Annotated in this window: 20 protein-coding genes and 1 rRNA gene; 11 read left to right on the plus strand and 10 right to left on the minus strand. The window is 38.6% G+C overall.

Annotated elements, in window-relative coordinates:
* Positions 1-6 precede the first annotated feature (6 nt).
* The 5 genes from FAZ15_RS12470 to FAZ15_RS12490 form a co-directional block, all read right to left on the minus strand.
* Positions 7-1,029, minus strand: a complete 1,023-nt coding sequence (locus tag FAZ15_RS12470) for an asparaginase (RefSeq protein WP_136901628.1) — start codon at positions 1,027-1,029, stop codon at positions 7-9.
* 3 nt (positions 1,030-1,032) lie between these two features.
* Positions 1,033-1,812, minus strand: a complete 780-nt coding sequence (locus FAZ15_RS12475) for a TatD family hydrolase (protein WP_136901629.1) — start codon at positions 1,810-1,812, stop codon at positions 1,033-1,035.
* Positions 1,813-1,955: 143 nt separating this feature from the next.
* The gene (locus tag FAZ15_RS12480) at positions 1,956-2,939 is read right to left on the minus strand and encodes an FKBP-type peptidyl-prolyl cis-trans isomerase (RefSeq protein ID WP_136901630.1); all 984 of its coding nucleotides are present in this window, start codon (positions 2,937-2,939) and stop codon (positions 1,956-1,958) included.
* Positions 2,940-2,958: 19 nt separating this feature from the next.
* Positions 2,959-3,969, minus strand: a complete 1,011-nt coding sequence (locus tag FAZ15_RS12485; protein ID WP_136901631.1) for a DHH family phosphoesterase — start codon at positions 3,967-3,969, stop codon at positions 2,959-2,961.
* Positions 3,970-4,017: 48 nt separating this feature from the next.
* Positions 4,018-6,645, minus strand: coding sequence for a PQQ-binding-like beta-propeller repeat protein (locus FAZ15_RS12490; RefSeq protein WP_136901632.1), 2,628 nt, complete (start codon positions 6,643-6,645; stop codon positions 4,018-4,020).
* Between the two features lie 133 nt (positions 6,646-6,778).
* On the opposite strand from FAZ15_RS12490, the gene FAZ15_RS12495 reads away from it, so the two are divergent.
* Together FAZ15_RS12495 and priA are read left to right on the plus strand one after the other, a co-directional pair.
* Positions 6,779-7,168: a DUF423 domain-containing protein gene (locus tag FAZ15_RS12495; RefSeq protein ID WP_136901633.1), complete on the plus strand. Its 390-nt coding sequence runs from the start codon at positions 6,779-6,781 to the stop codon at positions 7,166-7,168.
* Positions 7,169-7,257: 89 nt separating this feature from the next.
* Entirely contained in the window at positions 7,258-9,738 is a 2,481-nt protein-coding gene (gene priA / locus FAZ15_RS12500) for a replication restart helicase PriA (protein WP_136901634.1), read from the plus strand.
* A 3-nt stretch (positions 9,739-9,741) separates the two neighbouring features.
* Here the strand turns inward: priA and FAZ15_RS12505 are convergent, their stop codons facing one another.
* The 3 genes from FAZ15_RS12505 to blaOXA all read right to left on the minus strand — a co-directional run bounded on the left by FAZ15_RS12505 (position 9,742) and on the right by blaOXA (position 12,403).
* Positions 9,742-10,605, minus strand: a complete 864-nt coding sequence (locus tag FAZ15_RS12505; protein ID WP_136901635.1) for a DUF6265 family protein — start codon at positions 10,603-10,605, stop codon at positions 9,742-9,744.
* Positions 10,606-10,655: 50 nt separating this feature from the next.
* Positions 10,656-11,513 (minus strand): DUF4886 domain-containing protein, encoded by an 858-nt coding sequence (locus tag FAZ15_RS12510; protein ID WP_136901636.1) that lies wholly within the window; start codon positions 11,511-11,513, stop codon positions 10,656-10,658.
* A gap of 71 nt (positions 11,514-11,584) precedes the next feature.
* Complete coding sequence (gene blaOXA, locus FAZ15_RS12515; protein ID WP_136901637.1) at positions 11,585-12,403, minus strand: class D beta-lactamase; 819 nt, start codon at positions 12,401-12,403, stop codon at positions 11,585-11,587.
* A gap of 153 nt (positions 12,404-12,556) precedes the next feature.
* On the opposite strand from blaOXA, the gene FAZ15_RS12520 reads away from it, so the two are divergent.
* The 3 genes from FAZ15_RS12520 to FAZ15_RS12530 are packed head-to-tail and all read left to right on the plus strand — an operon-like array spanning position 12,557 to position 15,472.
* Entirely contained in the window at positions 12,557-13,213 is a 657-nt protein-coding gene (locus FAZ15_RS12520) for a protein-L-isoaspartate(D-aspartate) O-methyltransferase (protein WP_136901638.1), read from the plus strand.
* Between the two features lie 23 nt (positions 13,214-13,236).
* The gene (locus FAZ15_RS12525) at positions 13,237-15,054 is read left to right on the plus strand and encodes a MutS-related protein (RefSeq protein WP_136901639.1); all 1,818 of its coding nucleotides are present in this window, start codon (positions 13,237-13,239) and stop codon (positions 15,052-15,054) included.
* 13 nt (positions 15,055-15,067) lie between these two features.
* Entirely contained in the window at positions 15,068-15,472 is a 405-nt protein-coding gene (locus FAZ15_RS12530; RefSeq protein ID WP_136901640.1) for an acyl-CoA thioesterase, read from the plus strand.
* Positions 15,473-15,521: 49 nt separating this feature from the next.
* Here the strand turns inward: FAZ15_RS12530 and smpB are convergent, their stop codons facing one another.
* Positions 15,522-15,977, minus strand: a complete 456-nt coding sequence (gene smpB, locus FAZ15_RS12535) for an SsrA-binding protein SmpB (RefSeq protein WP_136901641.1) — start codon at positions 15,975-15,977, stop codon at positions 15,522-15,524.
* Positions 15,978-16,338: 361 nt separating this feature from the next.
* On the opposite strand from smpB, the gene spt reads away from it, so the two are divergent.
* Genes spt through FAZ15_RS12560 form a run of 5 tightly spaced genes read left to right on the plus strand, consistent with a single transcriptional unit; the run spans position 16,339 to position 20,767 of the window.
* The gene (spt, locus tag FAZ15_RS12540) at positions 16,339-17,547 is read left to right on the plus strand and encodes a serine palmitoyltransferase (protein WP_136901642.1); all 1,209 of its coding nucleotides are present in this window, start codon (positions 16,339-16,341) and stop codon (positions 17,545-17,547) included.
* A gap of 5 nt (positions 17,548-17,552) precedes the next feature.
* Positions 17,553-18,674 carry a GNAT family N-acetyltransferase gene (locus FAZ15_RS12545; protein ID WP_136901643.1) on the plus strand — a complete coding sequence of 374 codons (1,122 nt, stop codon included), beginning with the start codon at positions 17,553-17,555 and terminating at the stop codon, positions 18,672-18,674.
* Entirely contained in the window at positions 18,671-19,669 is a 999-nt protein-coding gene (locus tag FAZ15_RS12550) for an NAD-dependent epimerase/dehydratase family protein (RefSeq protein WP_136901644.1), read from the plus strand. Before FAZ15_RS12545 ends, FAZ15_RS12550 begins: the two co-directional genes overlap by 4 nt.
* Before the next feature lie 12 nt (positions 19,670-19,681).
* The gene (locus tag FAZ15_RS12555; RefSeq protein WP_136901645.1) at positions 19,682-20,368 is read left to right on the plus strand and encodes a CDP-alcohol phosphatidyltransferase family protein; all 687 of its coding nucleotides are present in this window, start codon (positions 19,682-19,684) and stop codon (positions 20,366-20,368) included.
* A 3-nt stretch (positions 20,369-20,371) separates the two neighbouring features.
* Entirely contained in the window at positions 20,372-20,767 is a 396-nt protein-coding gene (locus FAZ15_RS12560; RefSeq protein WP_136901646.1) for a GtrA family protein, read from the plus strand.
* A gap of 250 nt (positions 20,768-21,017) precedes the next feature.
* Here the strand turns inward: FAZ15_RS12560 and FAZ15_RS12565 are convergent, their stop codons facing one another.
* Positions 21,018-21,443: a hypothetical protein gene (locus FAZ15_RS12565; protein WP_136901647.1), complete on the minus strand. Its 426-nt coding sequence runs from the start codon at positions 21,441-21,443 to the stop codon at positions 21,018-21,020.
* Positions 21,444-22,112: 669 nt separating this feature from the next.
* Here FAZ15_RS12565 and FAZ15_RS12570 point away from each other — a divergent pair.
* Positions 22,113-22,196, plus strand: a 16S ribosomal RNA gene (locus tag FAZ15_RS12570); the annotation flags it as partial.

A 22,196-nucleotide genomic window follows, 5' to 3' on the forward strand; every position in this document is an offset into this window, starting at 1 on the left:
GTTTTTCTAATCGTTTATGGTTAATTCTCCACGGATGTCTTTTTGCATCCAATAAGCTACTTCTTGTTGATCAGCGAGTTCTCCCTGTAAATACATTAACTTGGTTACCGCGGTTTCAAAAGTCATATCATAGCCATTCAGTACGCCTATCGCTTTAAGTCCTTGGGATGTTTCGTATCTCCCCAATTCGACAGACCCTACTTTGCATTGTGAGATGTCTACAATGTTTTTACCTTGTTGAATGCACGCTTCTAATAAAGTTAGAAACCAAGCGTCCGTCATCGTGTTTCCAGAACCGAATGTTTCCATCACAATCCCTCTTACATCAGAATTTAAAATGGCTTCAACGGTGACTTTACTAATTCCAGGAAATAACTTAAGCACCGCTACACGATTATCAAGCTCGGTATGCAAGATAAATTCTTTGTTGCTGTTGTCTAGCAGCGCATCATCGTTATATTTCAAGTGGATGCCAGCCTCTACAAGTACAGGATAATTTGGGGAACGGAAAGCCTCAAATTTTGCGGAATTATACTTGAAGGAGCGATTACCCCGAAACAATTTGTTATCGAATAAAATACAGACTTCTTGGATAATAGATCGGCCCTCTCTTTTTGCGGAGGCAATTTCCAGAGCAGTCATTAAATTTTCACGCGCATCTGTACGAATTTCACCAATAGGTAATTGTGAACCGGAAAATACCACCGGCTTTTGTAGCCCTTCAAGCATAAAACTTAAGATAGATGCTGAAAAGGCCATTGTATCCGAACCGTGCAATATGACAAATCCATCATAGTTGTCATAATTATCCTTAATTAATTGTGCCATTTCTAACCAAATGGATGGATTCATATTCGACGAGTCGATGATAGGGGTAAAGGAATGCACGGTGAGTTTGTAGTTGAGACGGCTTAGGTCGGGTAGATTGTTGGCTATGAGTTCAAAATCGAAAGGAACAAAAGTGCCCGTTTCTGGGTCTTGTACCATCCCGATGGTTCCTCCGGTGTATATTATAAAAATATTGTTCATATATTAGATTCCAAAAATGGTTTTAGAATTGTTAGTTGTGATTTCTGCTAATTTCTCTATACTGATTTGATGTAGATCAGCGACTTTTTCTGCTATATAATATAAATATGCGCTTTCATTTTCTTTTCCTCTGAATGGAGTGGGGGCTAAGTAGGGCGCGTCTGTTTCTAAAACAATGTGCTTTAGATCGATTTCCTTTACCACATGGTCTAATCCTGCTTTTTTGTAGGTTACCACACCTCCGATGCCCAATTTAAAACCTAGATCAATAGCCCGATGGGCTTGTTCCAGATTTCCTGTGAAACAGTGGAAAATCCCGAATAACCTATCATCCTTTAACTCATCTAACAGTTCGAATATCTCATCAAATGCTTCCCGGCAGTGAATATCAATCGGCAGTCCAAGTTCTTTCGCCCATTTTACCTGCGTACGGAAGGCGTCTTTCTGTATATCCAGCGTACTCTTATCCCAATAAAGATCTAATCCAATTTCACCAATGGCGTAGATCTTATGATTACTTATCGCTTTTTCGATGATGGTTAATTCGGACTTATAGTTAGCCTTTACACTACATGGGTGTAGACCTAACATGGCAAAACAATTTTCGGGATAAGCTGCTACCGTATCAAATACGGGTTGAATGGACTGACTGTCTACATTGGGAAGAAAAAGGCGGGAGATGTTTTTAGCAAAGCAGGTCTTCAATTGTACATCCAAACGTTCCGAATTTGCATGATAGTAAATATGGGTATGGGTATCGGTAAGTTGATATGTAGGTGTCATTATATTGTGTTTGTACTTTTCAAAAATAGTGTTTTGCGTTATATTGACCTAATCGACACAAAAAAAAGCGATTCCACTAACGGAACCGCTTTTTTATTTGAAAATTGTTAAGATAAAACCGTTTTATCTAGTTTTTTTAAAACTTAGTTTAAAGGTTCGGCAGGGATTTGCTCTGGAAGTGACGGCGCTGCTGCAGTTCCTGTACCTTTTACTACGTCTACTAATTCGATCTCGAATACCAATGGTGCGTAAGGAGGGATTTTACCACCGCCACCACGCTCACCATATCCTAACGACGAAGGGATGATCAAAGTAGCTTTACCACCTTTATTTAATAATTGAATACCTTCTGTCCAACCTTGAATAACTGGATCATTCCCGATACTGAAACGGATAGGTTCGTACGGACGCATCGGATTAAATTGATTTTCTTTCTTAGCTAGTTCGGGATCACTTGTATCGAAGATAGTTCCGTTAGTTAATTTACCAGTGTAATTAACGACTACTGTGTCTCCTAAAGCTGGTTTTTCACCTTTACCTTCTTCTGTAACAATGTATTGTAATCCAGAAGTTGTTTTCTTAGGCTCTAATTTGTTTGACGAGATGTAAGCGGTAATCTTTCCTTCTTCACCTTTTTTCAAACCTTCTATTTCACCTTCGAAGTATTTGTTTACTTCGGCATAAATCGCTGAATCTGTTAATTGTCCTTTTTTAAAGTGTTTTCTAACTTTTACGGTAAAGGTTACAAATTTATCTGCAAACTCTGGTTTTGGTTGGCCAGTTTTTGCTGCCATCGTGTCTAGGTTTAGACGAAATACCGCACTATCACCTTCGCCCAACATTTTGAACATGGAATTGTAATCTCCGGCATATAGTCCTGGAATTGAGTCTGGGGCAATATTTACGATTTGAGGTAAGCCCATGTCGTAGGTGCTATTTAACAATGAGTCATTTCTGTCAGAATTTATTGTCATATCGACTGACAACAAATCGCCAGAAGCAGCTTTTTCAGCGCCTGCGTCTTTGACGATTTTGTACTCAAGACCACCATCACCTTTCTTAAAGTTTTGGCATGAAGCAGCAGTTAATAATACCGCTGCTGATAGAAATAGAATTGATTTCTTCATTTTATTTTATACTACTTATTTACGTTGTTAATAGTTCTTTGTATTCTGGTAAAATAGATTTAAATGTGTTTACTACAGTCGCTAGTTTCTCGCTAGAGCTTCCGCCAGAGGCGTTCAGATGTCCACCACCATTGAAATATTTTTTACATATTTCATTACATGGTATGTCGCCAATCGACCGCAAAGATAGTTTAATTAATTCAGTTCTGTCAACAATTAGTGCAGCGAGTCGGATGCCCTTCACCGAGAGGGCATAATTGACCAAGCCTTCCGTATCTCCGGTGCTGATTTCGAATTGTGCCAGATCATCTTTGCTAATGGAAAATAGTGCTGTATTGTATTCAGGAATTACTTCTAAACAATTTAAAAGGCAATATCCCAAAAACTTCAAACGTCTCTCGGTGGAGCTGTTGTAAATCTGTTCGTGAATTTCCCAATTGCGGGCGCCGGCTTCTATCAGGTTAGCGATAATATAGTGTACGGCTGATGTGGTAGAGCGGAAACGAAAAGAACCTGTATCTGTCATAATACCTGCATATAGACAGGTTGCAATGTTGGCATCGATTAATTCTTTCCCTCCCAGGATATCCACAATGAAAGTGTAAATTAACTGTGCTGTGGCGGCTGCGTTTGAATCCCAATAGGTTAATTGGGCAAAATCTTCGGGATCCAGGTGATGATCTATCATCCATTTTTGTCCTGAAGCCGCACAAATGTATTCTTCTAAAATATTAGTACGGGAGAGTGCGCTGTAATCTAAACAGAAAATAATCTCTGCTTCATCCAGTAGTTGTTTACATTTTTCTGGGTTTTCGGGATAAGATATAACGACATCACGTCCCGGTAACCAATCTAGAAAAGTAGGGAAATCTGATGAAACAACGACACTTACTTCATGGTTTTTCTTTTTTAACCAGTGGTAAAGACCTAAAGATGAGCCTAAAGCATCACCGTCGGGCTTATGATGAGTCGTGATTACAATTTTCTTAGGTTCGGTCAGTAACTTTAAATTCTCTTCTCCTTGTAGCATAGTATTATTATGGGTACAAACGTACTAATAAATAACGTTCTTGTAAAATTATTTTTGATGTCGGAAAGCATAAAGTTTGTGATCTCGTCGCATACACAATAAGAACGTGTCACTGTTGTAGTTTATTTTTCCATAATAGAATAAAGGTTGTCCTTCTACCGGAAAACCATCAGTTATCGATCCATTCTCATTGAAGAGGTAAATTAGGTTAGTTGATTTGGCCGCAATACCTATAAGAGGCAATCCGGTAGCAGATCTAAAATATTGAGGTCTGTCTGAGATATCTTTTGTGAAGCTGTATTCGAAAAGCAGTTTCGTGGTGTCAACGATGTCATAGGCGCGTAATCGACTGCCATCGACTACGATCATCTCAGGTGCACTTGAAGAGATAATATTTACAAAGTCAGCATAAAATTTAGCATTCCATTTTTCGGGTCGCGCGATAACGGGCGCTTTGTCCAGCGAAAACTTATAAAGGTTACTTGTTGTATCTGTAGCCAGCACAGTGAATTCACCATTTCCGACCTCGATTGTTCCAATTGGATTCCGAAATACAACATTTCCCGGTGCATCGATATGCTTGGCAATACGGCCTTCTTTGTCAAATAAGTAGATCCGTCCGTAGGAGGTTCCTATCGCAAAATAGTCGCCTACTACTTGTATTGAGCCAATTATTTCTCCCGCAATGGTGTCATCTTGAAAAAGATCAATGCGAGCGCCTTCCATATTGTACGTGTATATTTTTTTCTTAGTCGGCACTAATATCAAGGATTGACCAGCTATAGATACGAGGGTAGGGGAGGCTATGGGTTCTTCTGGTATGCCTGTGGAGAATCCTTTCATCGGTTTTCCAGAAGTATCAAAACGGTACAATCTATTCCTATCTGTTACTAAAATAATGGATCTGTCGGCTATCTGCATCATATCTCCCACTAGTCGCCCGGAAAAAACACTTGACCATATTTTTCTTCCGGATGGACTGATCGCATGCAAGGTGTGATCTAGTTCCTGCAACAAAATGAATTGGCTTGTGTCAGAATGCTCAAAGATATAAGGTTTTGTAATCACATTATTTTCCAATGGATAGATCCACTCGGGTGTGGTTCCGAGAGCAGTTTTACTTTTATAAACCGCATATACACGAGATAGGAAACCGCCATTGTTGCCTGATAGCTGAGCTGACCAGGAATAAAAATCTTGGTAGCCGAAGTTATCGTTATTCCTGAAGTTTTTTTGATAGTGCTGTGGTAATGAGTTTAGAATTTTTGAATTTGCATTTTTTGTATGTGCAAAAAAGGTAATATTTGCTTCATTTCCCTGGAGCTTTTCAAAGTTTTTAAAGCCTAAGTTTCCGGTCAGCAGGTTCCTGTTTTTCCAATCTTTTTGATATTCGCGAAGCGTATTGCTGCTATTTGCTATAACGAGTACATGACCTACCTGTGTCACATACGGACGTGGGAAAACTTTGAATGCATCTCCGTAGAATGCATAGAGTAGATTTGAATTCTTGAATCTATAGATGGAATCTCCTAAAATTTCAAACAGCTCGTATTTAAGCCGGTTCCACGAATTTGTGTCAGCTAGACTGATATAACCCATATGGGTTTGGTTTGACTGTTCGATCAATGCAAATTCCGACCCTAAGGTTTTTTGAAATTCAAATATGATGGTCGTGTCTCGTTGTGACTTGAATTGGTTATAGATTTTTTCTTTTTCCTTGCGGAACGCAAGTAAGTCATTAAGGTCCCTAGTGAACTGCCGTTGATCACTGATACTGTATTCTATATATAACGACGTAGCTGATGGAAAAAAATTGTATAAATATTGTGTCTTTTTCCGTTGATTGCGGAATAAAGCAAGATAATTTCCATCTGTATTTTTGATTTCACTTTCACCGGTTAACATTAAGGCTTCTTGCTTGAAATTGATATTCCAGGCAGATTGTCCTTTTAGTCCTTCAAACTGGTTTAAAAAAGGACCTGAGCTCGTGCGTTGAAATAGTTGTAGAGCGGAAGGAAGCTGTTGATGAGGAAAAAAGACACTTAGTGGTGTGTTTCGGGAGTTATTTTTAATGAAATAATCAATTTGAGCATCCGAAAGGGACTTTGTTTCTTTGCTCATTATAGTAGCCAAAAGAGGTTTGGCATAGGAGGCGAAGAGAATGCTTTCGTAGTAAGTAACATATAATATCGAGTCGATATTTCCGCTGTTAAAGGAAAATATTTGCTGATTTAGGGTGTCTTGCACGTTTACTTCGTAATCTTTTCCCATCTGCTGGATGATAGCGGGCAGATCATCAGTGGCTATTTTTCCGGAAGTTGGGATGGTAAATAGTGTGGCTAGTGACTTTTTATCATCCGGATGAAATGAAATGTAAATGTCAGCGTCCAACACATATGTCTTTAACGCATCATTACGGAGTAATTTTTTCTTGAATTCCCTTAGTTTTTCCGTTTCGGAAAAGCCGAGAATAGCATCAAACACTTCAAAATCTTTAAAGATATTATCTGTTATTTCGTCATTTCGAATGGATAAGATCAATAACGTATTTTTGGGCAGGTATTTCAAAGGTTTGACCGCCTCTTTATGATCTTTATTCAGATCACTGAAGTAATAAATAGAAGCGCCAACTACAGCTATAAACAAAATAGCCGTTACGATAATCGTATTCCTCATACTACAAACCTACTTAATTATGATGCGAAAATAAAGTTTAGCTAAATAAAAAAGTAAAAATATCATTGCTTTTAATGGATATTTTTTACATTTATAAGCAATATTTCAATAAGTTTGAATTTTTAGAAATTAGATGAATAAACAGATTATATTGACGGCCTCTTTTTTGGGGTTGGTCGCTGTTATATTGGGTGCGTTTGGTGCGCATGGTTTAGAAGGGAAAATAAGCGAATACCATTTGGAAACCTGGAAAACTGCTAATCAATATCACTTTTATCACACCTTAGCATTATTGTTTTTGTCCACATTTTCAAGGGCTAAAAGTCCTTCCATACGCGTTTCATTTATTGCATTTACAGTTGGTATCTTATTTTTTTCGGGTTCGTTGTATATATTGAGCGTAAGATCTTTATTCGATATAGAAATCGCATCGTGGTTGGGGCCTATTACTCCGATAGGCGGATTGTTTTTTATGACGGGATGGATAGGGCTGTTCGTGGCGGCAATACGACATCGTGCTTAGGTCACAAGTATAGTAAAAAAGCCAATTGCGAATCGTGTTTTTACGGCCAGGCGCTGGTGAATGCGAAGCATTTTATCTAAGTTTGTTGTATGTCCAATTCCGAGCTGTTCAATCAAAAGCGTAAAACGTTATTTGTAGAAGTTATCCTCCCCTTGGCAATCGCCAAAACGTATACATATCGTGTACCACATGATTTGAATGACCGTGTGAAAATAGGTGTTCGTGTAATTGTGCAATTTGGAAAGAATAAAATTTATTCGGCCATAATAAGATCCTTTTCTATAGAAGCTCCTATCAAATACGAAGCGAAATATCTACTGGATATTGTAGACGAAGAGCCCATTGTGGATGGGTCGCAATTGCAGTTATGGGAGTGGATGGCAGAATATTATATGTGCCATTTGGGAGAGGTTATGCAAGCTGCCCTTCCCGCCGCCTTGAAAATGGCTTCGGAAACTAAAATTGTTTTAGCCGAAAATCCCAATCTTGACAGGTCTGATGTTTCTGATAAAGCATATTTGATCTTGGAAGCTTTGGATATAGCCGGTGAATTGCGAGTGAGTGATGTTGTCAAGATATTGGGACAGAAATCCGTATTTCCTCTGTTAAAATCCTTGTTTGAGAAAGGCTATATTTTAATTTCAGAGGAAATTAAGGAACGATATAAACCGAAAACAAAAGCGTTTTTGCGTTTGGCATCGGAGTATGGTGATGCGGAAGGTAAACGACTACTATTAGACAGTCTTAATCGCGCCCCTAAACAACAGGACGCTTTTCTTGCTTTTATGCAATTGTCAAAAACAAAGGAAGATATCACACGTCAGGATGTCATGGAGACTTCGGGCTGTGGGGCGGGGGCCGTGACGGCGTTGATCGACAAGGGAGTGTTTGATGTAAAAGAAAAGCTGGTTAGCCGATTCGATGGCACAGACGTTTTTCTTACGAAAGATTTTTTCTTTAGTGAAAGTCAACAGAAAGCGTACGATGCTATTAAAGCGCAGTTTGAAGATAAAGAAGTGGTGTTATTGCATGGTGTAACCGCATCCGGTAAGACGCAAATTTACATTCGATTAATAGAGAAAGCATTGGCTGAAGGTAAAAATGTATTGTACCTGCTGCCGGAAATCGCGCTTACTGCACAAATTACGGCGCGGCTCAAGTTGCATTTTGGTAATCAATTGGGCGTTTACCATTCGAAATTTAACGATAATGAACGAGCCGAAGTCTGGCATAAAATTATCAAAGATGAATTCAAGATCGTGATCGGAGCTCGTTCTTCCATTTTTTTGCCCTTCAAAGACCTTGGTCTTATTGTTGTTGACGAAGAGCACGAGAATTCTTACAAGCAATATGATCCGGCACCCCGTTATCACGCAAGGGATACGGCCATATATTTATCCCATCTCCATCAGGCGAAAGTTTTATTGGGATCTGCAACACCTTCTATTGAAAGTTATTATAATGCCAAAGCAAGTAAATATGGTTTCGTCAAACTACTACAGCGTTTTGGAGAGGCACAGTTGCCGGATATTCAGATTATAAATATTCCAGAAGAGAGCAGAAAAGAACAGATGCATTCCTATTTTAGTGCTGATCTTTTAAGGAGTATATCGGAAGCAGTAGGTAGAAAGGAACAAGTCATATTGTTTCAGAACCGTCGCGGACATACTCCGTTTGTCCAATGTAGTACGTGCGGTTATGTGGCCAAATGTATCAATTGCGACGTTAGTTTGACCTATCATAAAACATCCCATTTATTGCATTGTCACTATTGTGGACATTCTGAGTCGCCGATTAATGTATGTCCAGCCTGTGGTATGCCGCACATGGAAAGCAAGGGATTCGGTACCGAGAGGGTGGAAGAAGAGCTAGAGATTTTAATGCCGGAACTTCGGATTGGTCGTCTCGATCTGGATTCAACAAAGGGTAAGTATGGGTTTGATAAAATAATAGGTGCATTTGACGATCACGAATTTGATGTGTTGATTGGCACGCAGATGGTAGCCAAGGGGCTGGATTTTGGACGTGTTAGTCTAATCGGAATTATCAATGCGGATACCATTATTAATTTTCCTGATTTTAGGGCATACGAGCGTGCTTTTTCGTTGTTTTCTCAGGTTGCAGGGCGCGCAGGAAGAAGACAATCTCTAGGTAAAGTAATTGTCCAGACCTATACCCCGCAGCATCGGGTAATCGAACAGGTGGTGAATCATGATTACGACGGGATGTTTATGAAAGAAATTACCGAACGTAAAAATTTTCAATATCCACCATTTTGTAGGTTGATAAAAATGGATGTCAAGCATGCAGACCAACAACAAGCTTTAGATTCTGCCAATAGGTTGGCTTCTGCACTTCGTTCCCATTTGGGAAGTCGGGTATTAGGTCCTGAGCCACCACTGGTAGCGCGCGTACGAAACCACTATATCCAAACGATTACGTTAAAGATTGAACGGGCGAACATCAGTATCCATAAAGTGAAAGATTTTATTCGGCAGGCGATTGCACTGTTTGAATTGGATAAGTACAATACCGGTGTCCGTATTCAAATTGATGTGGACCCCTATTAAGAATTAGGGACTTAGCTTCCATACTTTATCAGCCGAAGGAAGATACTCCGGTAGTGCCGCCGAACCATACCAATTAAATAATTCATAAGTAAGGAGATTTTCGTGAATAGCCGGGTCTGTCATTAATATTTCGTCTGCTTCGGCTTGGGATGTTACGTTTAGAACGAAAATTCCACGATAGGTTCGTTCATTTTTTTCCAAGGGGCCCGCTAGAATCAGTTTGCCTTGCTTTACAAGTTTATTGATGTTATCTAAATGCCCTCTGAAAGTATTGTTTATAAACTCTTTGTCATCTGTCTCATTGTTTCCTGTCGTCAGTATAACAAGAACGTATTTTTTCATTCCATAATCGTCTGCGCCTAACTTTTGGGCGAGTATAGCATTGTAATTGGGGTTGGCGTTAGTGGAATCTATAACTGTGCTTTTTGTCTGTTGCTTCAGTAAACTGTAAGTATAAATTTTTTGGCCTCCATCCGAAATTTGAACCAAAATCTCTGAGTCGGTAAGTCTTTTGTAAACAATTTTTTTAGGGAAATCATGCGCTTGGTTTTCAAATACCAGAGCTGTATCAGAAAGAGTTTGTTTAAAATGAATCGTTTTCCCCGCATTTTGCCCTTTTACAGTGGCGGAATATACCACTTCCTTGCCTTTAGTTTGATGAATAGCTGCATATTCTGTAACCGTTATATTGCCATTCTTTAACATATAAGAAAATCCTTTCAAAGTACGTGGATTTAATTTATCCCAATGTTCGTAATGGTTTTTATCTTTCCTTTTCCAGGTCCCTTCAAGAAAATCTGGAGATATGGTCTGCGATATACTTTGTTGGGTAAGCAGTATGGTTAAAAACAGGAATAAGTACTTCATAATTTTTTGTCTCTGGTGAGTGATACTAAGGTGTTCATTTTTATCAGTTATTAAAGCTTAACCTTAGAAATTTTAAAAGGTTTTTTTACCGCTTTGTGTGCAGCATCTTTCGCAATACCTGCCTGTAATTCTGTTACATTTTCTGGTTTATAACGGTTCTCGCGGACATCAAGCCCAAATAATTTTTCATACCAGGTACAAGCCGCGGTAAATCGTCCATACGTTAAATCTAAATGGAAACCATCGCGACAGAAATGGTCGCCGATAGAACTTGTGCGTGCATTTTGGATAGCCGTGCCCGCTGGAGTGACGAAAGTGAACTTTTTGGATTTATGGATTTTTTTAGTGGCAGCTATAATACCTTTGTACATTGTCATTTGGTTCCTGTTATAATTTTTAAATCCTCCATGCTTGGAGTCATGTTGATATGCCCATGTCTGATGATATACGATCTTGGTGTCGTGAGGTACGACTCCTTTTACATAATCCAATAACGCTGGAAGGTTCTTCATGATAACGTCGTATTGGCCGGAATAGGGACTGGCTTGCTGTAGACTAATGTAATCCCAGTTTTCATCTGTAAGCGCATCCGATATGCTCACGTCTTTAGTTGTTGTCTTTACACCATCTAGCGCAATCTTTCGATAACTGTAACTTGCTTTATCTGCATTGACATTTTTCACATGAAGCTCCAACGAAGCACCGCCAATATACATGTTGCCAATAATGATCTTTTTCTCGGTTGCGACGGCAAGTTCGTAAAGGTAGTTTTCCAAGGCATCTTCTGAAAAGCTATTTCCAATAGCTAGGATTTTTAAAATTCCATCGTCATCGGGATTTACTTTCTGTCCTAAGGCGATTTGAAAAGGTAATACGGTAACTAAAAGATAGAAAACAATTTTTTTCATTATTTTATGTTTTTTTGATGAATATGCAGTTGTATGTTATCTAAGTAATATTTTGAGTTTTATACGATTTGCTATAAAAGTTGCATCTGATGCAATGCTTCGCGGATTGCCTTTAAACGGGAGGGAGCGAATTGTTCCATATGATTGATATCTTTTGGAATAACGTTTAGCGCGAAGTAATAAACACGCTTGCCTTTCTCATAAAAGCCTACTAACCACCCATTGTTATCTTTTTCATTATAGGACCATCCTGTTTTTCCACTTAATGTGTAATCCGTTGTTTTTTCGATTTCGAAGAGTTTTAGCATTTTATCACGTGTCGAGGTTAGGATCGGCAACTTTTTGGTATAGAAACGTTGCAGAAAATCAATTTGCTGCATCTGTGTTATTCTAGAGTCACCATATAGCCAAAAGTTATCTAGTGTTTCAACTCTTACATCCATGGTAGGATAGCGTAATTTATTGAGATAATTTTTCATGTTTTCTACGCCAATATTACGGGCAATTTCTTGAAAGCAAGGCACGCAAGAGGCTTGGAATGCTTCCCTAAATGTAAGATCTTTTTCCCAGCTCTCAAATGCTCGTTTTTTTCCATCCCATTTAATGACGGTACCGTCACTGCTAATGGTAGACGTCTCTAGCGCAATGATAGCATTTGGTATTTTGAATGTGGAAGCGGGAAGAAATCCCGTATTAGCCCAGTCAAAATCATTTGAGTAATAAGTTTTCTTTTGTGGATCATAGATTAAAATCGATCCTTTTACATTGTGATTGTCTAATATACTGTTGAATATAGTTTTGTAGCTTTCATCCAGTTTACTGTTGTTTTTCGGATTGTCGCACCCAATTAAAGGTGCAATAAGAAAGACGAGAAAGAATAGTCTAATCATGATGGTTTTATTTAAGAGGGGAAGGTACAAAATCTTTAGAAAAGGATACTAATATACATTGTCTAAACTTCCTCAATAACAAATCTCCTGAGCTAAAACATTTTGCATTTAAATAGCGATAATATGCCTCAACAATGGTATTTTTGAGGAACAATGGCATACAAATTTGTAGATAACTACCGAGAAAAAGGCGCGCGAAAGCAACTTGTAAAACATCTGGAGAAAAGAGGTATTGAAGATAAAAATGTATTGCGGGCAATCGGAAAGGTGCCACGTCATTTTTTCTTTGATGAAACTTTTTGGAATCAGGCCTATAGAGATATTGCTTTTCCAATAGGGGATGGTCAAACGATTTCACAACCTTATACGGTAGCTTATCAATCTGAATTATTACACGTAAAAAGGGGGGATAAGATTTTAGAAATCGGAACGGGGTGTGGTTATCAATCTTGCATATTGTTGGAATTGGGTGCCGATTTGTATACAATTGAGCGTCAAGAAAATCTCTACAACCGTACGATACAGGTATTGCCATATATAGGATATAAACCGCATTTTTTTCTCGGTGATGGGTCGAAAGGAATTTCTGAACATGCACCTTATGATAAAATTATAGTGACTGCGGGAGCTCCGTTTGTTCCGGATGTAATGCTCAAACAATTGAAACTGGGAGGTCTTTTAGTTATTCCTGTTGGGGATGAAAATTCGCAAAAGATGGTTACGATTTTACGTGTTGGCGAAAATAATTTTGAGCGGATTGAATTGGACACGTTCCGATTTGTACCTTTGGTAGGTGATAAGGCCTGGTAAAAAATGCTATCTTTAAGGCAGAAATGAAAGAATTTTACAACCGAAATATAACCACTACTGAAGCGGAGTTGGTGGTCATTGAAAAAAAAGTGAACGCCAACAGTTTATTTCGACTGGCAGTGATATTAGTAGGGGGAACAATCCTATTTAAAATATTCCAACTCAATGATGTTCTTTTACTGTTCGTAACGGTGATTGCTATTATTCTACTATTTTCATATCTGATTTTGCGTCAAAGCAAATTAGAGAAGAAAAGGGAAGAAAAAAGAGCGTTTCTTCGTGTGAATAGAAATGAAATTGATCTTGTACAAGGTCATGTTAATATATATAGCAATGGAGAACAGTTTGACGATGGAAAGCATCCCTATATTTCAGACTTAGATATTTTTGGACCGCATTCGTTGTTTGAAAAAATAAATCGTTCGGCTACTCCAGATGGTGTGGAACGGTTAGCTTCTTGGTTTTTGAAGAGCGCAAATAAGGAAATTATATGCAGTCGCCAAAAGGCTAGTGCTGAAATAGCGGAGAAGAAAGAATGGGCGCAACACCTTCAAACAAAATTACTTTTCAATCTTGGACAAAAAATAAATATCAAAACATTTTTAACAACATATTTAGGCGACAAGTCTTTAAACTTCGGTTCATCGTTCATGAAGATCTATGTGCCGATTGCGCCTTTGCTATTTTTAGTGGGCGGGGTGTTGTCAATTTTTTTGCACCCTATTTGGGGATCCCTCGCGATCTTGGGCTTGGTACATCTGTGCTGGGCAATGGCTTTGGGAGGGAAAGTAGGCTATTTTTCAAGCAGGATTGATAAGATAGGAACGACGTTGGTTGCGTATTCAGATGCCATACAGCTTATCGAAAAAGAGAAATTCTCAGCAGAATTAACCATTAACCTTCAGGAAGAACTGAAAACAGACCATGCCGAAAAGAAACTTTCACAAGCTTTTCGCGAGCTGGGTAATTTGGTGGATAAACTTGATGCCAGAAACAATATTTTAGTTGGGGCGATTCTCAATATTATCTTTCTTTGGGACTTTCGTCAGGTCTTATCCATTGTAAAATGGAAAGAAAATTATGAAGGAAATATCGTTCACGCGTTTGATATTATAGCGGATTTTGAAGCTTTATTGGCACTGTCTGCACTAAAAAGAAATATGCCTGATTGGACTACGCCTGTGATTTTGGATAATTATTTGGAAGAAGGGATGCACGCAGAGGATATTAATCATCCGCTGATTCCTGTTGACCAAGCGGTAGCAAATAACTACGATGCAAGGACACACCGCGTAGCGTTGGTAACGGGATCCAATATGGCCGGAAAAAGCACATTCTTGCGGACAATTGGGATTAATGCAGTATTGGCATATGCTGGGGCAGTGGTGTGTGCTAAGCGATTTAAATTGCCGATTTATAGGTTAGTTACTTATATGCGTATCAAAGACAGTCTGAACGAAAGTACCTCCACTTTTAAAGCAGAGTTGGATAGAATGAAATTCATTCTGGGTATTGTGGAGGTTGCTGATGATAGTTTCTTTTTGATCGATGAAATGCTGCGCGGTACAAACTCAGTCGATAAGTATTTGGGGTCTCGTGCCGTTATTAAGAAGTTGATTGCGATGAAGGGTAAGGGGATGGTCGCGACGCATGATTTGCAATTGGCTACTTTAGAAGGTGAATATCCATCTATTCTTCAAAATTATCATTTTGATATTCAGATAAAGGAAGGTGAAATGTTATTTGACTATAAACTGAAAGATGGGCAGTGTACGGTTTTTAATGCTTCGCTACTTCTGAAAGGTATTGGGATTGATGTGGATAACACTAACTTTACCTAAAATTTTTAACGTAATGACATTAGAAGAGAAGATTGATCAGTCTGAGACCCGTGTTTGTACAACCGTATTTCCTTTTTTAACCAATCATCATGATACTTTATTTGGTGGCAAAGCAATGGCGATAATGGATGAAGTCTCTTTTATGGCCGCCACGAGATTTTGTAGAAAGACGTTGGTAACCGTGTCGTCAGATAAGATTAATTTCGAAAAGGCCATACCCTCGGGAAGTATCATTGAAGCTATTGCGCGAGTGGATAGTATCGGACGCACAAGCCTAAAGGTAAAGGTAGAAATATATTTAGAAAAGATGGACGAAGAAGGACGTGAATTAGCTATTCAAGGCATGTTTACCTTTGTGGCGCTAGATCAAAATAAACAACCGATTCCGGTTCTGGAAGGACTTGCGCTCGATGAATAATGTGAACTCGATGAATAATGTGAAAAGGAAACTTCTTCTAAATATCTTGTTATCGTTTCATTACGCGGTCAAGTTCCCGTTTGCTATCACGTTCTTTAATTGTATCACGCTTGTCAAAATCTTTTTTACCCTGCGCTAAGGCGATTTCTACTTTTGCAAATCCTCTTTCATTGATAAATATGCGTAATGGGACGATGGTGAATCCTTTTTCTTCTCCCTTTTCCTTAATTTTTTTTAACTCTTTTTTGTTCAATAACAATTGACGGTCTCGCTTTGACTCATGATTATAAAAGGATCCAAACGAATATTCTGCGATGTGCATGTTGCGTATATACAGTCCGTTTTCAAAAAAGGCGCAAAAGCTATCATTGATATTTGCTTTTCCTTCGCGTATAGATTTTATCTCCGTTCCCAATAATCGTATGCCCGCCACATATTTGTCTAATAGGTGATATTCAAACGATGCTCTTTTATTCTTAATGTTGATTTGTGAAGATATAGCCATGTTTTGTTGCAAATGACGACAAATGTAATGATTTTCGAAATTTATTCACTTTTAATTCATTATTCTATTGGAGTTATGTTAACAATAATTTAATTTTATGATATTTATATGGTTTTTCGGTTATGCGAAATATCTTGAAGTTTTGTATGTTTGCACCGATTTTTATACTGTACAAGATGTGCATGTTTTACTTTAAATTGTTGACCGTTAGTGGATTATTGTAGTATTAACGTATTTTAGAAGCTAAAATTGTATATGTTGTTTTGTTTTTTTTAATTTTGACATTTGATAAGATTTAGTCAAAAAGTAAAAAAAGAATAAGCTTTTTAGTATTATCACAACAAAAAGAAACACCTATAGCATGAGCAAGGGAAAGTTAAGTGAAAGAACATCAAGGTTTCTAAATGGGGAACTAGAGCGTATTAAGTCGAATGATTTATATGCTTATTTCAGACCTATTCAGTCTAAGCAGGATACGGAAGTGCTGATTGATGGAAAACGGGTTTTGATGTTCGGGTCAAATTCTTATTTAGGATTGACTACGGATAAAAGAATTATCCAAGCATCCCAGGATGCACTCGCGAAATATGGTACAGGGTGTGCCGGTTCCCGTTTTTTAAATGGAACTCTAGATATTCACGTAGAGCTGGAAGAGCGACTGGCAGATTTTGTTGGAAAAGAAGCTGCGATACTTTTTAGTACTGGATTTCAGTCTAATTTAGGTCCCCTTTCCTGTCTTACAGGTAGAAATGACTATATCTTATTGGATGAACGAGACCACGCTTCCATCATTGACGGTAGCCGTTTGTCATTCTCTAAAGTTATAAAATATGCACACAATGACATGGGAGATTTGCGTGCTAAGATTTCTCGATTACCGGAAGATAGCTTAAAGTTTATTGCTACTGATGGTATATTTAGTATGGAAGGTGATATTGTAAAGCTTCCCGAATTAGTAAATATTGCCGAAGAATTCGATGCGGCAATCCTTTGTGATGATGCGCACAGTTTGGGGGTGATCGGTGAAAAGGGCGCGGGTACGGCAAGTCATTTCGGATTGACAGATAAGGTTGATTTGATCATGGGGACATTTAGTAAATCTTTGGCTTCTTTGGGAGGTTTTGTGGCCGCAGATAGAGATACGATAGAATATTTGAAGCACTCCGCGCGTTCATTGATGTTTAGTGCGAGTATGACACCTGCTTCTGTTGCTTCGACTTTAAAGGCGCTAGAGATTATTCAAACAGAACCGGAGCATATTGAGCGATTGTGGGCGAATACAAATTATGCTAAAAAGCTTCTGTTAGAAAATGGATTTGACTTGGGAGCTACAGAAAGTCCTATCCTACCTGTTTTTGTACGTAACAACGATAAAACTTATTATGTTACCAAGATGCTTCAGGATGATGGTATCTTTGTGAATCCTGTTGTTGCACCGGCTGTGCCGGCGGAAGAATCTTTAATACGTTTTTCATTGATGGCGACACATACGTTCGATCAGATAGATGAAGCTGTTGATAAAATGGCTAAGGTGTTTAAAACATTAGAGGTTGAAACTTTTATTAGCTAATGGCTATGATTGAAATCATCCCAGTCGAAACTAAAAAACAACGTGCGGAATTTATAGATTTTCCGCATGATTTGTATAAGGGGGATCCTAATTATGTTCCTGAGTTGTTTATGGGTCAAGACGATTTGCTGAACCCGGATAAGCATCCTTTCTATAAGCATTCTTCGGCACAACTGTTTCTAGCTTACGAAGAGCATAAAATCGTAGGTAGGATTGGCGCATTTTGGAACGTGAATCACAATGAATTTAACCAGGTGAATGAAGGTCAGTTCGGTTTCTTTGATAGTGTGAATGACCAACGAGTTGCGGATGCTTTATTTGATGCTGCAATTACATGGATAAAAGGAAAGGGAGGAGATACTGTGGTCGGACCCATTAACCAATCTACAAATGAAACTTGTGGTCTTTTGATTGAAGGGTTTGAAATGCCTCCGGTAGCGATGATGCCATATAATTATCCATATTACACAGCGCTGATAGCAAACTTTGGATTCGCTAAGAAAGTAGACTTAAGAGCTTATGATATACCAACAGCTCAGGCTAGTTTGCGTTCTGTCCAGTTAATGGAACGTCTTGAAGAGCGTTTAAACAGATCGGGCATTAGGTTGCGACTTATTAATTTAAAAGATTTTAAGAATGAAGCTGAAAAGATAAAATCGGTGTACAATAAAGCTTGGGATAAAAACCTTGGTTTTGTGCCGATGACCGATGAGGAATTTGCTTATGTAGCAAAGGATTTGAAAATGATCGTAGACCCTCGTTTTTGTATTATTGCAGAAAAGGATAATGAAATTGTTGGTTTTGCGGTAGGTATTCCGAATATTAATGAGATATTAATTAATATAAAAAGAGGAAGGTTACTCCCAACAGGAATTTTTAAACTTCTATTTGGTAAAAAGAAAATAAAGTCCTTGCGGGTGATGATGTTAGGGGTACTAGAAGACTACCGGAAAATGGGAATAGAAGCCTGTTTATATGGTAGAATTATCAAAAATGCGGGTCTTTACGGAATAGAAAGAGGGGAGTGCTCATGGATGCTGGAGCATAATTACATGATGAATCATGCTATTGAGCAAATAAACGGAAGATTATATAAGCAGTATCGCCTCTATGAAAAAGCGATATGAGGAAAAAAATCTTAATAACGGGGGCTAGTGGCTTTGTTGGTTCTCATCTAGTCGAAGCAGCAAAGAATCTGGATTTCGAAGTGCATGCTGCAGTTCGACGTTCGAGTAATATCACGGAAATTGAATCTTTTGTGGATCAATTTGTATTTCCTGATTTTTCTTCTGTCATCGAATTGAAGAAGTTATTCGAAGAATATCAATATCACTATATCATTCACGCTGCTGCATTGACCAAAGCAAAAGAGGAAGCGATGTTGCTAGACGTTAATGTGGGGTATACACAACATATTCTTCAAGCGGCCTTCGCTGCAGATATGCCGTTGGAAAGGTTGGTATACGTGAGCAGTCTTGCCGCAGTAGGCCCTATTGCTTATACTAGCGATAGACTTATTGATGAATCAACACCTTACAGCCCCGTAACGGTATACGGCCGCAGTAAGTGTACTTCAGAACAGATGATCAAAGCGGATTTTTCGGATAAACCGCTGTCTGTATTTCGTCCGACTGCTGTGTATGGTCCGCGCGAAAAAGATTTATTTATTCTTTTTGATACGATGAATAAAGGGTTGGATCCGTATATTGGAAGAAAGCCACAAAAGCTCAGTTTTATCTATGTGAAGGATTTAGTGGATGTGTTGCTGAAAGGGTGTGTGGTGCCTCAGGAGGGACTACAGTTTTATAATGTTACCGATGGCAACATCTATTCTAAATATGAAATGGCGGATATTTTCAAGGAGACACTACGTAGAAAGCTGCTTCGTATTCATATCCCCTTTGGCATAGTTAAAAAAGTTGCTCAAATATCCGAAACCATTTATAAGAATTCGAAGAGAACGCCTGTTATTTATCCCGAACGGTTGAATGAGTTGACCGCGGAAAATTGGGGTTGTGATATATCGAAGGCTAAAAATAAACTAGGTTTTAATCCTAAATATAATCTTAAAGAGGGGCTAGGAGAAAGTCTTCTTTGGTACAAGAAAAATAGTTGGTTGTAAGAACTTTAAATAATGAGTGGTCAGAAGATTAATAAGAAGCTTTTTCAAGATAGGAAGCGCACGAATATATTGAGTAATCCCGAACAAAAATTTATTTCATATCTGGTGCCGCGTATTCCCAATTCGCTGTCTTCGGATGGATTGACTGCTATTGGTTTTTTAGGGTCGCTTATGATTTTAGCAAGTTTTCTGCTAGCAGAGTATGTTCATTTGACCTATCTGTTGTTTGGTATCGTTGGATTTTTTGTGCAATGGTTTGGGGACTCATTAGACGGGAGGATCGCCTTTTATCGAAATAAGTCACGCAAATGGTACGGCTTTGCGCTGGACATTATTATGGACTGGGTAAGTACGGTGTTCATTGGTCTGGGTTATGTATTTTATGCGCCCGGAGATTTTAAGTATTCTGGATTTGCATTGGTCGCATTGTACGGATGGGCGATGATTATTTCTCAATTGCGTTATAAAATTACAGATAAGTATACGATAGATGCTGGGATCTTAGGTCCTACGGAAGTTAGAGTTATAATTTCTATCGTTTTGCTTTTGGAAGTAATCATTCCTGGTTCGATGAATTATTTAGTGATTTTGATTTGCATTGCCTTGTTTTTTATAAACCTTGGTGACACCAAAAAGCTTTTGGATTTGGGAGACATTAGAGATGCTAATGAAAAACAGAATAAATTGAACAATCAATAAAAAATGCTTCCAAAATTAAAAGAGTTCCTTAAAGCCCAGTTATCTGCTTTTGTCGGTGGAATGGTTGATTATGGGATTATGCTCTTTTGTAAAGAGATTCTAAATTTTTCCATCAGCACATCTATTGTAATTTCAGGAGCAATAGGAGCGATAGTTAATTTTGCCATTAACCGTTTTTGGACCTTTAAAAAGGAAGAGGCTCCTGTCGCGAATCAATTATGGAAATTCATAATAGTTGTCATTGGAAGTATCATATTAAAATCCCAGGGAACTCCCTTGTTGTCAACATTAACAGGTATTGATTATAGAATTACACGGTTGATGGTAGAGCTTGTGGTGTCATTAGGTTTCAATTTTACACTACAGAAATATTGGGTTTTTAGAAAAATCGACACGTAGGAAAGGGCCAGTTACAGACTGTTTTGATACCTATTGTCCTGAGTTTACCTCATACTACCGTTAGTTTATTGCATACTATTCCTCCTATCGGGCCTAAATTTCGCCTATTTAGGCATACACTTCCTGCATTTAGACTTACGTCATTTCATTTAAGGGATACTTCATTCCGTAGGAAGTGTATGCTTCGTGGTATATGACATACACTTCCTGCATTTAGAAATACACTTCCTGCATTTAGGCTTACGTCATTTCATTTATGATATACGTTAACTCGCACGAAATATATGCTTTGTGGTATATGACATACACTTGGTGGATTTAGAAATACACGTCCTGCATTTAGGCTTCCGTCATTTCGTTTATGATGTACGTTAACTCGCACGAAGTATATGCTTTGTGGCATATGACGTACACTTGGTGTATTTAGAAATATATTCCGTGCTTTAGGACGTACCTCATTTCGTTTAAGGGGTACGTCATTCCGTAGGAAGTGTATGCTTCGTGGTATAGGCGGTGCATCTGATCGATTTAGGAGTACGCTTCCTGTGTTTGGACGTACCTCATTTCGCTCGGGGGATATGCCCGCTGGATTATGGCATATGCTTTCTTTTAAATGCGGTATATCATTTGGTTTAAAGTATGCGTCATCTCGCGTGGGATGTATACTTCCTGACATAAGATGTACACTTCGTGGATGTAGACGCACATCATTTCGCGCAGGGTGTATTGCATGTCACACGAGGAATACGCCTTTTTGTGTCGGGGATATAACGATAGCCGTGGGGTTGGGTATTATCGAATCTGTATTGTACAAAGGAGTTAGATTCCGAAAAAATCAAATTTATCTTTATCTGCATCAGCGGTTTATAATAAAGTTATAAAAATAACGTTTATTTTACTTGGAGGTAATATTATAAAGTTCCTATCTTTGCACCACTCCGCAAGGGAGGAACGGTCGGGCCGGATGGTCCGTCACCTGAAAAAAGGAGGGTTTAACAATAATTAGACGCAGAAACCGGAGAGGGGCCGAAGAAATAAATTTCACATTTATTTTGGAAGTTCGGAAAAGATTTCTACCTTTGCAGTCCCGTCGGAAACGAAGGGGGTTTTAAAAGAGATAAAAATGGCCTTCGGGCCAAGAAATAGAAGCAGAAGCGCGAAGCGGATGCGGAGAAAGTTCTTTAAGGAAATGATCATGTAACGTAACGAGTAGCTGAAGTTTTTGGCGAAAGTTAAGAACAATAAAGTTAGCAATAACTGACCAGCCAGGTCAGTCCGGAATTAGATATAAAAACAAGACAGTTCTGTTTATATTATAAATAGTCTTGGTCTTACACTTCATTTTACTATGGAGAGTTTGATCCTGGCTCAGGATGAACGCTAGCGGCAGGCCTAATACATGCAAGTCGGACGGGATTCGGGACTTCGG

Source organism: Sphingobacterium olei (assembly GCF_005048855.1).
GTDB lineage: Bacteria > Bacteroidota > Bacteroidia > Sphingobacteriales > Sphingobacteriaceae > Sphingobacterium > Sphingobacterium olei.

Coding starts and splice junctions, on each gene's coding strand:
- FAZ15_RS12470 (WP_136901628.1), bottom strand. CDS start 1,029: ATGAACAATATTTTTATAATATACACCGGAGGAACCATCGGGATGGTA.
- FAZ15_RS12475 (WP_136901629.1), bottom strand. CDS start 1,812: ATGACACCTACATATCAACTTACCGATACCCATACCCATATTTACTAT.
- FAZ15_RS12480 (WP_136901630.1), bottom strand. CDS start 2,939: ATGAAGAAATCAATTCTATTTCTATCAGCAGCGGTATTATTAACTGCT.
- FAZ15_RS12485 (WP_136901631.1), bottom strand. CDS start 3,969: ATGCTACAAGGAGAAGAGAATTTAAAGTTACTGACCGAACCTAAGAAA.
- FAZ15_RS12490 (WP_136901632.1), bottom strand. CDS start 6,645: ATGAGGAATACGATTATCGTAACGGCTATTTTGTTTATAGCTGTAGTT.
- FAZ15_RS12495 (WP_136901633.1), top strand. CDS start 6,779: ATGAATAAACAGATTATATTGACGGCCTCTTTTTTGGGGTTGGTCGCT.
- priA (WP_136901634.1), top strand. CDS start 7,258: ATGTCCAATTCCGAGCTGTTCAATCAAAAGCGTAAAACGTTATTTGTA.
- FAZ15_RS12505 (WP_136901635.1), bottom strand. CDS start 10,605: ATGAAGTACTTATTCCTGTTTTTAACCATACTGCTTACCCAACAAAGT.
- FAZ15_RS12510 (WP_136901636.1), bottom strand. CDS start 11,513: ATGAAAAAAATTGTTTTCTATCTTTTAGTTACCGTATTACCTTTTCAA.
- blaOXA (WP_136901637.1), bottom strand. CDS start 12,403: ATGATTAGACTATTCTTTCTCGTCTTTCTTATTGCACCTTTAATTGGG.
- FAZ15_RS12520 (WP_136901638.1), top strand. CDS start 12,557: ATGGCATACAAATTTGTAGATAACTACCGAGAAAAAGGCGCGCGAAAG.
- FAZ15_RS12525 (WP_136901639.1), top strand. CDS start 13,237: ATGAAAGAATTTTACAACCGAAATATAACCACTACTGAAGCGGAGTTG.
- FAZ15_RS12530 (WP_136901640.1), top strand. CDS start 15,068: ATGACATTAGAAGAGAAGATTGATCAGTCTGAGACCCGTGTTTGTACA.
- smpB (WP_136901641.1), bottom strand. CDS start 15,977: ATGGCTATATCTTCACAAATCAACATTAAGAATAAAAGAGCATCGTTT.
- spt (WP_136901642.1), top strand. CDS start 16,339: ATGAGCAAGGGAAAGTTAAGTGAAAGAACATCAAGGTTTCTAAATGGG.
- FAZ15_RS12545 (WP_136901643.1), top strand. CDS start 17,553: ATGATTGAAATCATCCCAGTCGAAACTAAAAAACAACGTGCGGAATTT.
- FAZ15_RS12550 (WP_136901644.1), top strand. CDS start 18,671: ATGAGGAAAAAAATCTTAATAACGGGGGCTAGTGGCTTTGTTGGTTCT.
- FAZ15_RS12555 (WP_136901645.1), top strand. CDS start 19,682: ATGAGTGGTCAGAAGATTAATAAGAAGCTTTTTCAAGATAGGAAGCGC.
- FAZ15_RS12560 (WP_136901646.1), top strand. CDS start 20,372: ATGCTTCCAAAATTAAAAGAGTTCCTTAAAGCCCAGTTATCTGCTTTT.
- FAZ15_RS12565 (WP_136901647.1), bottom strand. CDS start 21,443: ATGTCAGGAAGTATACATCCCACGCGAGATGACGCATACTTTAAACCA.